This is a genomic window from Allobosea sp. (assembly GCF_030695125.1).
In the GTDB taxonomy this organism is placed as follows: Bacteria; Pseudomonadota; Alphaproteobacteria; order Rhizobiales; family Beijerinckiaceae; genus Allobosea.
Genome location: NZ_JAUYTP010000039.1, coordinates 24,560 through 37,678, shown reverse-complemented (window position 1 = coordinate 37,678; position 13,119 = coordinate 24,560). Strand labels below are relative to the sequence as shown.

The window sequence follows — 13,119 nt, the reverse complement described above, 5'->3', positions numbered from 1 at the left end:
GCGCAGCCGGGCAAAGCGTCACCCTTGATGCGGCCGGCGGGCATGCGGCAAGTCTCTCCTCCCATTCCTCCTTTCCTGCTCCTCCCCCGCCTTCTCCCTCAAAGCGTCGTTCCAGTCGTCGCCTGGCGGCCGCAGCCGAAACCAGTCGCAGCCGGCGCTCTCGGCGATCTCGCGCAGCCGCCCTGCAAAAACCTCGCCCTGGCTGTTGGCATCCGTCGCCGCGACGAGCTGGGCGCCGGGAGGCGCGGCGAGCGTTCGCACCGCTGCATCTGTCGCAGGCGACCAGCCGCCGCCGGTGCTGAGATAGAGGCTTCCGGGCCGGAGCCCCTCGAGCGCTGCAAGGCTCATGGCGTCGATCGCCGCCTCGGTGATGCAAAGCCTCAAGGCGTCGGGCGCTCCCAGTCGGAACAGCATCTTGGTCCCGCCGGTCGAAAACCCACGCCATTGCGGGCCGCGCGCTTCCCATCCGGTGACAATGCCGCCGTTGTCGACATGGGCGGCCCACACGCTGCCATGCGGGCCTTCCCGCAGCCGGTCCTGACGGATCGCGGCGCGCAGCACCCTTTCGGGGAGATGGCGTTCGTGACGCAGGTAGCGCCAGGTGGCAGAGCCCGGCCGAAGGGCTCGCCGGGCGCGCCAGCGTTCGGCAAGAGAGACATCCGGCCTCTGCGTGCGCGATCTCTGCCACGCAGGTTCCGCCGGTCCAAACCCGACCAGCTCGGCCGCACGCACAAGCACTTCGGCGAAGGCGACGCCGTCCAGATGCTGGATCAGCGAAAAGACATCGCCCTTGGCGTCCGACAGCGGATCGAACCAGCCCCGGCCTTCGTGGATCACGATGATGATGTCGCTGCCGCGCCGGTGCTTGACGGCGCGGCGCGTGCTCTCCTTCAGATCGATGGCGAAGCCGGCTTTCTCCAGCACCGCCGCACACAACACGCGCCCCTTCAGTTCTTCGAGTTCTCGTTGCTCCATCATCTCTCCCGGCGCTTTACGTCCGGCCTTTCCTGCTGCGTCGTCCCTCCCGCACATCTCGCGGGTCCAAGCCCAACCGCCGCGAAGAGCGGCGCCTGCAAGGGCGCGGATCGACCTTCGACGGGAAATGAGATCAATCGTTCGCGGCGCAGCCTCCCTTGCGGGCGACCGCTCGCTTGCGGCGCCCACTCCCGGCTCAGTGAGCCGGCCGGCGATCATGAGGGTCGAACTCATGGATGACGTGGAGCTCGTCTGCGTCGTCGATCTCGTCGCTCGGCAGCACTCCATAGGCGCCATCGATCTGGAAGACCGTAATCGGGACCATCAGCGTGCGAGCGAGTGCGAAGGCGTGGCTCTGGGCAAGGACAAGATCGTTCGACATTGTGAGGCTCCATCCGGGAGCGGGGGAATTCCCGCTCGATGGCTCCTCGAAGGGCCGGGGCCGGTCGCGATCACCGCGAAGGCGTCAGCCGCAGCGGCGGCACGCTCGCGTAGCCGACCCCTTGCGGGTTGATCGTGGAAGATCCGGAACCGGACCAGGACGCCATCGCAGAAGAGCGGGATTGCGCTGCTCTCGGTGGACCTGGCTTCATGGCAACGACGCTCTTCGCCGAAAAACACCCTGTCGCCGCATGACGATTACCTGGACCTTCGCGAGATTCATCTTCGCGTGCGTCGGGATTCGCGCGACCTCCGCCGCAACCTTTTCCGGTGCAGGAATTCGCCCGTCAGACCATCGGCCCGCGCGCGGGCTGCCCGTCTCTGCGCAGCGCAGAAGGCGCCAAATTCGTCGACCTGGCCGAGTTCATGGACATCGGCTTGCCATCGTCCGCCGGATAGCGCCGCCTCTACACCCCGCGTCAGGGATGGACGCCCGCATGGGTGAAGGCCCGCAAGGGCTTCAGCTTCGCCGACAGCCCGGCCCGCAGGGAGACGCCATCTCAGCCCTTCAACTCAGCAGGATAGCCGGCCCGGCTACTTTGAAAAAGATTGCTGTTGTCAACGCTCGTTTGACATCAGGTCAAATCCAAAAAATCCGCGCTCGCGCTCACTTTGAGTTCATGGAATATTGTCAAACATGAATGGACAAGGCGCGTCGAAGCTGAAGCTACTCCTCCAGGCCATCCCGCCGGGTTTTCTGGTGGATATGGCTTGGATGACGCGCCACGCCATCTCGCGACAATCGGTTTCGGCCTATGTGAAGCAGGGCTGGCTGGAGCGAGTGAGACAAGGCCTCTACCGCCGCCCCTTTACCACCGGCGCAAGTCGAGAAGCCGCCACGGGATGGAAAATACCATTGCTCTCCGCTCAATGGATCATGGGACATAGCTTCCATGTCGGAGGGGTAAGCGCCCTCGGCCTTCACGGTCATTCGCACTATCTGCAGTTGGGCGGCGACGCGGCGATCTATCTCTACGGCTCGGCCATGCCGACATGGCTGGTCGAGCTGCAACCCGATCCACGGTTCGTCCGGCGAAACGACGCGCTGTTCGGTGAGCAGCCGACAGGTGTTGAAGATAGCGAATTCAGCCTGTCCGACGGCCCGGACGCGGAGTTCACCCTCAGCCCCTGGCGTTGGCCGATACGGATGTCGTCGGCAGAGCGAGCGATCCTCGAGGCGCTTGATGAGCTGCCAAACAATGAGAGCTTTCACACCCTCGACATGACGTTTGAGAGCCTGGTCAATCTGCGCCCGAACTTGCTGACGACGCTGCTCGTCCAATGCCAGAGCGTGAAGGTCAAACGTCTGTTCTTCGTCTATGCCGACAAACACGCTCAAGCTTGGCGCAAGCATATAGACATGTCGCAGATCGACATGGGGCGTGGCGATCGCGCTCTCGCCGCAGGCGGGCGACTGCATCCGACCTATCGGATCACCGTGCCGGCCGACCTGTTGCCGCAGGAAGCTAGCCATGGCGCGTGAGAATGGCAGGCGCTAACACACGGCGCCGAAGCAGAGACGGGCTCTGCGAGGAAGTGCATGTGAATAGCGTCCAGATCCGGGCGTGCGCAAGCAATCTTACTATCGTTGCAGGCGTGCAGTCAGTTCATGAATCCTAGCGCCAGGACACACCCGCCGAGCGATCTTGCAAAGGTGCGGATGATGGGTGAGGTAGATCACCTGCCCAACCAGCCCCATCTGGCCGACGAGCTGGAACGCCTTCTCGGTCCGGAAATCGTAAAATATCCCCGTGGTATTCAATACTTACAACAGCTTCGACACAATGTGATTGCAGATAATTTAGGAATCTGAGCTGTTCGATTCTCGTATTTTAAGTGCACGCTATGGCGAGAACGGCCGCATTCTTGTAATTAGCTGCCAAGTGACAACCAATTCCAACCGAGATTCAGTGCCTCGAATGAATCGTTGAGACTTAGCCGATCGAGTTCTTCGGTCTCGGCCAGTGTCCCATCGAGATCGAAAATCATCGCCTTCGGCCAATGCATGACGGCGCGGTCACTCATTCTGCAACCAGCCCCTTGCGCAACTCCTCCATGCTCATGACCACACACGGCTTGTCCATGTCGGGCAAATCATAGCGCCAAGCACCGAAATTGACCCCGATGAAGGCAGTGTCCGCGTTCAACGCCGTGAGATAATCGACACGCATGTCGCCGACATAAACGGTCGCGTCCGGAGTGGCCCCGAGCTCCTCAATCACGGCCAGTAGCGACGATGGATCGGGCTTCATCGCAAAATGCCCGCCGCCTATCCACCCATCGATGATCTCAGCCGCCCCAAGCATCTGCAAGACGCGTCCGGCGAGATCATGCGGCTTGTTGGTGCAGACGCCCAACCTGACTCCGTCGCGCCGCAGCCTTCGCAGCAGGTTTTCCGTGCCGGGATACAGCGTGGAGGCGTTGACTGGCACGGAATGAGCGAATGTCATGAAACGCTCCGTCACCCTGTTGCATCGATCCGGATCGACAGCGGCGCCCTGATGGTCGATCGCCTTCCTCACAAGGGCCGCGACGCCATCGCCAATCATGGTGCGGACATTGGCCAATGGAACGGTCGCGAGGCCCTCGCAGCTCAGCGCATGGTTGAGAGAACTCGCGATGTCCGCAGCGCTGTCGACAAGCGTGCCGTCGAGATCGAAGATGACCGCGCCCAGCTTTGATCGCGGCTTGTGGCGATACTTCATGGCGTCACGTTCACGGCGGCGGCACGGATCGCCTCCATCCTGGCGCGATAGTGAGCGGGTCCGTCCTTCAATACGGCCGACCCGGCGACAAGCGTGTCCGCGCCTGCCGCGTATAACGCGCCGGCGTTCGCCGGTCCGACGCCGCCATCCACTTCGATGCGCAGACTCAAGCCCCGGTCGCGCGCCATACGCCGCACGGCTGCGACGCGATCGACGGCGTCGGGAATGAAGGCCTGGCCGCCGAAGCCCGGATTGACGCTCATGACCAAGACGAGATCGACCAGCCTGATCACCGGCTCTATCACCGCGAGCGGCGTCGCGGGGTTGAGCGTGACGCCGACCTGCTTGCCGAGACCTCGTATGGTCTGCAGCGAGCGATGGAGATGAGGCCCGCTCTCGGCATGAACCGTGATCACGTCCGCTCCTGACATGGCGAAAGCCTCGAGGTAGTTATCCGCTGGCGAGATCATCAGATGGACGTCGAGGACCTTGTCGGTGTGCGGGCGTATGGCCTGCACCACATCCGGCCCAAAGGTGATGTTGGGCACGAAATGCCCGTCCATCACGTCGCAATGAATCCAGTCGGCGCCGGCGGCGTCCAGCGCACGAACCTCCTCGCCAAGACGGGCAAAATCGGCCGATAGGATCGACGGCGCGATCAACAGCGGGTTTGGCATTGTCGGAATCTCCACTACTAGGCCGCCGAGACGCGGCTGTCGGCAGCCTGGGCGAAGATGCGGCTGGCGAGGATGTCTTCGGGCTCCAGCGTCATGATCGTCTCGGCGTTCAGCGGCGCGTCGAGATCGGCTACGAGCCGGTTGGCCTGGCGCAGGCGGGCGCGGTCGAGCGCGTTGCGGATCGATCGTGCGTTGGAAAAAAGCGGCTGGGATTTCCGCGCGGCGATGTATCTGCGGAAGGCGTCCTGCGCCGCGCTGCTGAAGCGGTAGTTCTGGCCGGCCAGCATCAGCTCGGCGATGCTGAACAGCTCCTCGTCCCCGTAATCGGGAAAATCGATGTGGTGGGCGATGCGCGAGCGAAAGCCCGGGTTCGAGCGGAAGAACGTCTCCATGCGCTCGGCATAGCCGGCGAGGATGACGACGAGGTCGTCGCGCTGGTTCTCCATCACCTGCAGCAGAATCTCGATCGACTCCTGGCCGTAGTCGCGCTCGTTCTCGGGCCGATAGAGGTAATAGGCCTCGTCGATGAACAGCACGCCGCCCATCGCCTTCTTCAGGATCTCCTTGGTCTTGGGCGCGGTGTGGCCGATATATTGCCCGACGAGATCGTCGCGCGTCACCGAAATCACATGGCCGCGCCGGACGAAGCCAAGCCGGTGCAAGATGTCAGCCATGCGCAAGGCGACCGTGGTCTTGCCGGTCCCCGGATTGCCGGTGAAGGACATGTGCAGCGTCGGCTGGCCGGCGCTGATGCCCATCTTTTGGCGCACCTTTTCGATCAGCAACAGCGAGGCGATCTCGCGGATGCGGGTTTTGACCGGCTTCAGACCGATCAGCTCCCGGTCGAGCTGCGCCAGGACCTCAGCGATGCCGGCACCGTCGAATTCCTCGCGAAGGGAGATGCTGGCGGGCGGGCCGCCGCCTGGGTTCTCGTCCGTATCCTCAGACACGGGCTGCGCCCGATGACAGGGTCCGCGCCAGCGCTGGGCGGCCAAGCTCTTCCCCTCCCTCTTTTGGGGAGGGGATAGGAGTGGGGGGCGAAAGACCGGGCGAGCGGTTTGCAAGAGGGTGCTGGCGGTTGTGCTTGATCGATATGAAGCTCACCCAGCCGTTCGCCCCCCCTCTCCAACTCTCCCCCACGAGGGGGGAGAGAGAGCGCGAACTCATGAGAGACCGAGCCTGCGCCTCAAGACCCATAACGCTCCCCTTCCGGCCGGTCGGTCGCGTAGGCATGCGTCACATAGCGCTGCTGGCGGCCTTTGGCCTCCTGCCGCTCCAGCCGGAAGCCGGGCTCGACCTTGGGCCGGTTAACCATGAAGGAGATCCGCACCGACTCCCAGCCATGGCCGGCGTCGAAGCCAGACATCCGGATATAGCGCTCGCCATAGACCCGACGGCACTGGCTGAGCTCCATCATCACGCCGGCCGGGTCCTTGAGGTCGTACATCGGCAAGCCCCACATCTCCCAATAGGTGTTGCGGGGATGCGGGTCATCGGTGAACTCGATGTTCACCGCCCAGCCCTTGTCGAGGCAGTACTGAACCTGCGCCTTGATCTGGTCGTCGGTCAGGTCGGGCAAATAGGAGAAGCAGCCTTGGGTCACGCGCATAGTCGTCCTCCTCACATCGAGACGCTGGCGACGGGCGCGAAATCGGGCGCGTCGGTGGATTCGTAGTTGAAGGCGACGTTGCCCCAGGTCTCCAGCGCGGCCTTCAGCGGGCTGCAACTCTGGGCCGCCTTCGCCAAGATCTCCGGGCCCTCGTGCAGGTAGTCGCGGCCCTCGTTGCGGGCCATAATCATGGCCTCCAGCGCGACGCGGTTGGCGGTGGCGCCGGCCTGGATGCCCATCGGATGGCCGATAGTGCCGCCGCCGAACTGCAGCACGACGTCCTCGCCGAGATGGTCGAGCAGCTGGTGCATCTGGCCAGCATGGATGCCGCCCGACGCCACCGGCATCATCTTGTTCAGGCTCGCCCAGGGCTGGTCGAAGAAAATGCCGTGTTCGAGCTTTTGCGGATTATGATCCTCGCGGCAGATGTCGTAATAGCCGCGCGTCGTCGCCGGATCGCCCTCGAGCTTGCCGACGACGGTGCCGGCATGGATATGGTCGATGCCGGCGAGCCGCATCCATTTCGCGATGACGCGGAACGAGACGCCGTGGATGCGCTGGCGCGTATAGGTCGAGTGCCCGGCCCGGTGCAGGTGCAGGATCATGTCGTTCCGGCGCGCCCATTTCGCCATGGACTGGATCGCGGTGTAGCCGATGACGAGGTCGATCATGACGATGCAGGAGCCGAGCTCGGCCGCGAACTCTGCCCGCTCGTACATGTCTTCCATCGTGCCGGCGGTGACGTTGAGATAGGTGCCCTTGACCTCGCCGGTCGCGGCCTGCGCCTTGTTGACCGCCTCCATGCAGTAGAGGAAGCGGTCGCGCCAATGCATGAAAGGCTGCGAGTTGATGTTCTCGTCGTCCTTGGTGAAGTCGAGCCCGCCCTTCAGCGCCTCGTAGACGACGCGGCCGTAGTTGCGGCCAGACAGCCCGAGCTTGGGCTTCACGGTCGCCCCCAATAGCGGCCGGCCGAAACAGTTCAGCCGCTCGCGCTCGACGACGATGCCGGTCGCCGGCCCCTGGAAGGTCTTCACATAGGCGGTGGGCAGCCGCATGTCCTCGAGCCGCAGCGCCTTCAGCGGCTTGAAGCCGAAGACGTTGCCGATGATCGAGGCCGTCAGGTTGGCGATCGAGCCCGGCTCGAACAAATCGAGATCATAGGCGATGTAGGCGAAGAAGGAGCCCGGCGCGTTGGGCACCGGATCGACGCGATAGGCTTTCGCCCGGTATTTCTCGGCGGCCGTCAGCCGGTCGGTCCAGACCACGGTCCAGGTCGCAGTGGAGCTCTCTCCCGCCACGGCGGCCGCCGCCTCGATCTCGTCGACGCCGTCTTGCGGGGTGATCCGGAACAGCGCGATGATGTCGGTGTCCTTGGGGACATAGTCGGGTTCCCAATAGCCCATCTTGCGGTATTCCATGACGCCGGAGCGGTAGCGCTCCTTGCCGGTCACCGTCAGGGATTGCTGGTTCATCTGGGAGCTCCTCGGTGGTGGCTGGTTGGACAAGAGGTTTTCAGGCGGCGACCGCGAGAGGGTCGATCCGCGGGTCGAGCTCGCCGGCGCGGTAGCGCTTCGCCATGGCGGCGATCGGCAGCACCTTGATCTTGCCGGCCTGTCCCGCCGTGCCGAACTGCTCGAAGCGTTCGCGGCAGAGATCGGCCATTGCGTCCATTGCGGGCTTCAGGAACTTGCGCGGATCAAACTCGGCTCGCGCCTGCTGGCCGACGCGGCGGAACTGCGCCGTCATGGCGAGCCGGCAATCGGTGTCGATATTGACCTTCCGCACACCGTGCCGGATGCCGCGCACGATCTCATCGACCGGCACGCCCCAGGTCTGCGGCATCTCCCCGCCATGGGCGTTGAAGATGTCCTGCATCGTCTGGGGCACGCTGGAGGAGCCGTGCATCACGAGGTGGACGTTTGGCAGCCTGCGATGGATCTCCTCGACGACCTGCATGGCGAGGATGTCACCATCTGGTTTGCGGGTGAACTTGTAGGCGCCGTGCGAGGTGCCCATGGCGATGGCAAGCGCATCGACCTTGGTCTCGGCGACGAAGCGGACGGCCTCGTCGGGATCCGTTAGCAACTGGTCGTGGCTGAGCTGACCTTCGGCGCCATGCCCGTCCTCGGCCTCGCCTTGTCCGCTTTCCAAGGAGCCCAGTACTCCAAGCTCCCCCTCGACCGACGCGCCGATCCAATGGGCCATGTCGACGACCCGGCGGGTGATCGCGACATTGTAGGCGTAGTCGGCAGGGGTCTTGGCGTCGGCCTTGAGCGAGCCATCCATCATCACCGAGGTGAACCCGTGCCGGATCGCGGTGGCGCAGGTCGCCTCGTCATTGCCGTGGTCCTGATGCAGACAGAGCGGGATCTGCGGATAGATTTCTTCCAGAGCCTCGATCATCTTTGCCAGCATGATGTCGTGCGCGTAGCTCCGCGCGCCGCGGCTTGCCTGGATGATCACGGGCGCGTCGACCGCTTCGGCCGCCGCCATGATGGCGAGCCCCTGCTCCATGTTGTTGATGTTGAAGGCCGGCACGCCATAGCCCTGTTCGGCGGCATGATCGAGCAGTTGGCGAAGCGTGATGCGGGCCATGGTCAGGTGCTCTCCAGTTCTGGGTGACGATGCAGCGCCTCTACCCCTGGCAGCGGCTTGCCTTCCATCCATTCAAGGAAGGCGCCGCCCGCCGTCGAGACGTAAGTCAGGTCGTTGGCGACGCCGGCATGGTTCATCGCCGCGACCGTGTCGCCGCCGCCTGCAACGGCGACGAGCTTGCCCGCCTTGACGCGCCGGGCTGCCGCCTTGGCGACGGTCACCGTCGCGGTGTCGAAGGGCGGCAGCTCGAAGGCCCCGAACGGCCCGTTCCAGACCAGGGTCTGGACGCTGTCCAGCTTGAGCACGACCTCGGCCACGCTCAAGGGGCCGGCGTCCAGGATCATCTCGTCGGCGGCGACATCCGATACCGGCACGACGCGGTGGCCGGGATGGGCCTTGAACTCGCGGGCGACCAGCGCGTCGACCGGCAGCACGATCTCGCAGCCAGCGGCCCTGGCCTTCTCCTCGATCTCGCGTGCGGTGGCGACGAGGTCATGCTCGCAGAGCGACTTGCCGACGGAGACGCCGCGCGCGGCGAGGAAGGTGTTGGCCATGCCGCCGCCAATGGCCAGCATATCAACCTTCTTCACGAGGCTGCCGAGCAGGTCGAGCTTGGTCGAGACCTTCGCGCCGCCGACGATCGCCATCACAGGCTTCGCTGGATTGTCGAGCCCGGCCGACAGCGCCTCCAGTTCCGCCTGCATGGTGCGTCCGGCATAGGCCGGCAGGACATGGGCGAGCCCTTCGGTCGAGGCGTGGGCCCGATGCGCCGCCGAGAAGGCGTCGTTGACGAAGAGGTCGCCATTGGCGGCAAGCGCCTTGACGAATTCCGGATCGTTCTTTTCGTCGTCGGCGTGGAAGCGGGTGTTCTCGAGCAGCAGAACGTCACCGTTCTTCGCAGCCGCAACCGCCCTGGCGACATCCTCGCCGATGCAGTCCTCGACGAAGATCACAGGGCTTCCGAGCGCATGGGTGAGAGCGGGCACGACCTGCCGCAGGCTGTCCTTGGCGTCGCGACCTTTGGGCCGTCCGAAATGGGCGAGCAGCACGACCTTGCCGCCCTTGGCCGCAATCTCGCGGATCGTCGGCAGGATGCGGTCGATGCGGGTCGTGTCCGTGACCGCGCCGTTCTCCATCGGCACGTTGAGGTCGACCCGCACAAGCGCGCGCCTGCCCGAAAATTCGGCGTCGTCGAGGGTTGGGAAACGGGCCATCATCTCAGCCCCCTGCCACTGCGCGAGACGATCACGGCCTTCATCGCCGCGGTCTCGATGGCCGCTGCCGTCAGCCCGAATTTCTCGAAAAGCACGTCAGCAGGCGCGGAGGCGCCAAAGCCGTGCATGCCCACGAAGGTGCCCTCGCTGCCGATCCAGCGATCCCAGCCCAGGCTCACCGCGGCCTCGATACCGATACGGGGCGCGCGCCCCAGAATCGCCTGTCGCACGGAGGGTGGTTGGGCCGAGAAGCGTTCAAAGCAGGGAATGGACACCACCGCGGCTTCGACCATCTGTTCGTGCAGCGCGTCGGCGGCTGCCAATGCCAGCGCGACCTCGGAACCCGTGGCAATCAACGTGATATCCCGCTTGCCGTTTGGTTCGCGGACAACCCACGCGCCACCGCTAACGGTTTCGCCGGCTTCATGTGGTCTCGGAAGCATCGGCAGAGCCTGCCGAGTCAGACACAGCACCGACGGGCCATCGTGAGCCAGCGCGCAGGCCCAGGCCTCGGCCGTCTCGACCGCGTCGGCCGGCCGGAACACGAGCAGGCCCGGAATGGCTCGCAGAGAAGCCAGATGCTCGACCGGCTGATGCGTAGGCCCGTCCTCGCCCAGCCCGATCGAATCATGCGTCATGACGTAGACAACGCGCTGCTTCATCAGCGCCGAGAGGCGGATCGCCGGGCGACAGTAATCGGCGAAGACGAGGAACGTTCCGCCATAGGGGATGAAGCCGCCATGGAGGGCGATGCCGTTCATCGCGGCGGCCATGCCGAACTCGCGGATGCCGTAATGGACGTAAGAGCCGGCGAAATCGCCGGGCGTCACCGGCTTCTGGCTCTTGGCGTGCGTCAGATTGGAGTGCGTCAGGTCGGCCGAGCCGCCGAACAGATCGGGAATGGCGGGCGCGATCGCGTCCAGCACCTGCTGCGAAGCTTGTCTCGTCGCAATCTTTGGCGCATCGGCGAGAAAGCGCGTGCGGATCGTCGCCAAAGCTGACCGGCCAACGTCCCCGATATCTCCCGCGAGTGCAGCAGCAAACCGAGCCCGAACGTCAGACGGCGCATCCTTCAGGCGAGCCTGCCAGTCCCTGCGCGCCTTGGCGTTCTTTTGCCCGGCTCGTATCCAGGCGTCCCCGACTTCCGCAGGCACTTCGAAGGGCGCATGCGGCCAAGCCAGCGCGGCCCGCGTCGCCGCGACCTCGTCGGCGCCCAGCGGTGCGCCATGGACCTTTTCCGTTCCCTGACGATTGGGTGAGCCGAAACCGATGATGGTTCTGCAGGCGATCAGCGATGGACGCGGATCGGCCTTGGCCGCCGCGATCGCCTCGGCCACCGTCTCCGGGTTGTGTCCGTCGATCCGAGCGGCGTGCCAGCCGCTGGCGGCGAAGCGTGCGAGCTGGTCGTCCGAACAGGACAGCGCCGTCGCGCCGTCGATCGAAATCGAATTGTCGTCGAAGAGGACGATCAGCCGGCCCAGCCGGAGATGCCCCGCCAGCGAGATCGCCTCATGGCTCAGCCCTTCCATCAGGCAGCCATCGCCGGCGATGACATAGGTGTGATGATCGACGAGGTCGTCGCCGAAGCGGGCGTTCGACAGCCGCTCAGCCAGCGCCATGCCTACCGCTGTCGCAAGCCCCTGTCCGAGAGGCCCGGTCGTCGTCTCGACACCGGGTGTATGGGCATGCTCCGGATGGCCGGGCGTCAGCGAGCCCCATTGCCGGAAGGCCTTGAGCTGCGCGATGTCCATGCCTCGATATCCGGTCAGATGCAGGAGCGCATAGAGCAGCATCGAACCATGTCCGGCCGATAGCACGAAGCGGTCGCGGTCGGGCCAGGCGGGGTCGGCAGGATCGAATTTCAGGAACTGCGCAAACAGCACGGTCGCGACGTCGGCCATTCCCATCGGCATGCCGGGATGCCCCGACTTGGCCTTCTCAACCGCGTCGATGGCGAGGAAGCGGATCGCGTTCGCCATGTCGCGATGCATCGACGCCTCGTGCCCGAGAGCCATGGGTGCCATCTTGTTCATGCCCGCCTCCGCCGTTCCACGAGTTGCAGGATCATCGGGGTCAGGATCAGCTGCATGGCGAGGTCGAGCTTCCCGCCATGAATGACGATCGAATTGGCGCGTGACATGAAGCTGCCGGCGATCATCGAGCGCAGGTAGGAGAAGTCGATCCCGCGCGGGTTCTTGAACCGGATCACGACCATGGATTCGTCGGGCGTAGGGATCCAACGCGCGACGAACGGGTTCGAGGTGTCGACCGTCGGAATGCGCTGGAAGTTGACGTCGGTCTGCGAGAATTGCGGGCAGATGTGGTGGATGTAGTCCGGCATGCGCCGCAGGATCGTGTCGGTCACGGCCTCGGTCGAATAACCCCGCGCCGACCGGTCCCGGTGCAGTTTCTGGATCCATTCGAGGTTGATCACCGGCACGACTCCGATCTTGAGATCGGCATACTGGGCGATGTTCAGCCTCTCGTCGCAGACCGCCCCGTGCAGACCCTCGTAGAAGAGCAGGTCGGTGTCGGCGGGCAGCGGCTCCCAATCGGTCATCTTGCCGGGCGGCACGCCGTAGGTCTCGGCCTCCTGAGCATCGTGGATGTAGTGGCGGGTCTGGCCCGCGCCGGTCTCGCTATAGGACTTGAAGACCGCCTCCAGCTCTTCGAGCAGGTTGGTGGCGGGGCTGAAATGGCTGACATGCTTGTTGCCCCTGGCGGCCTCGTCGGCCATCAGCTTTCGCATCTCCAGGCGGTCGTAGCGGTGGAAGGCGTCGCCCTCGATATAGGCTGCGGCAATGGTTTCGCGCCGGAATATCTGCGCGAAGGTGCGCTTCACCGAGGTGGTGCCTGCCCCGGAAGAGCCGGTGATCGAGATGATCGGATGCTTGATCGACATC

The 13,119-nt window shown here is 64.5% G+C and carries 12 protein-coding genes and 1 pseudogene; 1 reads left to right on the top strand and 12 read right to left on the bottom strand.

What is annotated here, in order from left to right; all coding sequences use genetic code 11:
- Positions 1 to 18: 18 nt before the first annotated feature.
- Both Q8S38_RS15900 and Q8S38_RS15895 read right to left on the bottom strand, forming a co-directional pair.
- The gene (locus tag Q8S38_RS15900) at positions 19 to 975 is read right to left on the bottom strand and encodes a DUF3991 and toprim domain-containing protein (RefSeq protein WP_305681361.1); all 957 of its coding nucleotides are present in this window, start codon (positions 973 to 975) and stop codon (positions 19 to 21) included.
- A 196-nt stretch (positions 976 to 1,171) separates the two neighbouring features.
- Complete coding sequence (locus tag Q8S38_RS15895; protein WP_067254014.1) at positions 1,172 to 1,357, bottom strand: hypothetical protein; 186 nt, start codon at positions 1,355 to 1,357, stop codon at positions 1,172 to 1,174.
- Between the two features lie 696 nt (positions 1,358 to 2,053).
- Between Q8S38_RS15895 and Q8S38_RS15890 the strand changes: the two genes are divergently transcribed.
- Positions 2,054 to 2,899, top strand: coding sequence for a type IV toxin-antitoxin system AbiEi family antitoxin domain-containing protein (locus tag Q8S38_RS15890; protein ID WP_305681360.1), 846 nt, complete (start codon positions 2,054 to 2,056; stop codon positions 2,897 to 2,899).
- A gap of 407 nt (positions 2,900 to 3,306) precedes the next feature.
- On the opposite strand, the pseudogene Q8S38_RS15885 reads toward Q8S38_RS15890, so the two are convergent.
- From Q8S38_RS15885 to Q8S38_RS15840, 10 genes and pseudogenes are all read right to left on the bottom strand, one after another.
- Positions 3,307 to 3,423: pseudogene (locus Q8S38_RS15885) on the bottom strand (HAD family hydrolase); the annotation flags it as partial.
- Between the two features lie 14 nt (positions 3,424 to 3,437).
- Positions 3,438 to 4,121, bottom strand: a complete 684-nt coding sequence (locus tag Q8S38_RS15880; RefSeq protein WP_068078398.1) for an HAD-IA family hydrolase — start codon at positions 4,119 to 4,121, stop codon at positions 3,438 to 3,440.
- A complete protein-coding gene (rpe, locus tag Q8S38_RS15875; RefSeq protein WP_068078395.1) occupies positions 4,118 to 4,798 on the bottom strand; it encodes a ribulose-phosphate 3-epimerase in 681 nt (226 codons plus the stop codon). The genes Q8S38_RS15880 and rpe overlap by 4 nt, the downstream gene beginning before the upstream one ends.
- Positions 4,799 to 4,815: 17 nt before the next feature.
- The gene (gene cbbX / locus Q8S38_RS15870; RefSeq protein WP_068078392.1) at positions 4,816 to 5,748 is read right to left on the bottom strand and encodes a CbbX protein; all 933 of its coding nucleotides are present in this window, start codon (positions 5,746 to 5,748) and stop codon (positions 4,816 to 4,818) included.
- A 236-nt stretch (positions 5,749 to 5,984) separates the two neighbouring features.
- The gene (locus Q8S38_RS15865) at positions 5,985 to 6,407 is read right to left on the bottom strand and encodes a ribulose bisphosphate carboxylase small subunit (RefSeq protein ID WP_068078389.1); all 423 of its coding nucleotides are present in this window, start codon (positions 6,405 to 6,407) and stop codon (positions 5,985 to 5,987) included.
- Between the two features lie 11 nt (positions 6,408 to 6,418).
- The gene (locus Q8S38_RS15860; RefSeq protein ID WP_068078378.1) at positions 6,419 to 7,879 is read right to left on the bottom strand and encodes a form I ribulose bisphosphate carboxylase large subunit; all 1,461 of its coding nucleotides are present in this window, start codon (positions 7,877 to 7,879) and stop codon (positions 6,419 to 6,421) included.
- 40 nt (positions 7,880 to 7,919) lie between these two features.
- Entirely contained in the window at positions 7,920 to 9,002 is a 1,083-nt protein-coding gene (fba, locus tag Q8S38_RS15855; RefSeq protein ID WP_068078376.1) for a class II fructose-bisphosphate aldolase, read from the bottom strand.
- A gap of 2 nt (positions 9,003 to 9,004) precedes the next feature.
- Positions 9,005 to 10,216, bottom strand: a complete 1,212-nt coding sequence (locus Q8S38_RS15850; protein ID WP_068078375.1) for a phosphoglycerate kinase — start codon at positions 10,214 to 10,216, stop codon at positions 9,005 to 9,007.
- Positions 10,216 to 12,249, bottom strand: a complete 2,034-nt coding sequence (gene tkt / locus Q8S38_RS15845) for a transketolase (RefSeq protein ID WP_068078373.1) — start codon at positions 12,247 to 12,249, stop codon at positions 10,216 to 10,218. Before tkt ends, Q8S38_RS15850 begins: the two co-directional genes overlap by 1 nt.
- Positions 12,246 to 13,118, bottom strand: a complete 873-nt coding sequence (locus tag Q8S38_RS15840; protein ID WP_068078367.1) for a phosphoribulokinase — start codon at positions 13,116 to 13,118, stop codon at positions 12,246 to 12,248. Before Q8S38_RS15840 ends, tkt begins: the two co-directional genes overlap by 4 nt.
- Position 13,119: the final 1 nt, after the last annotated feature.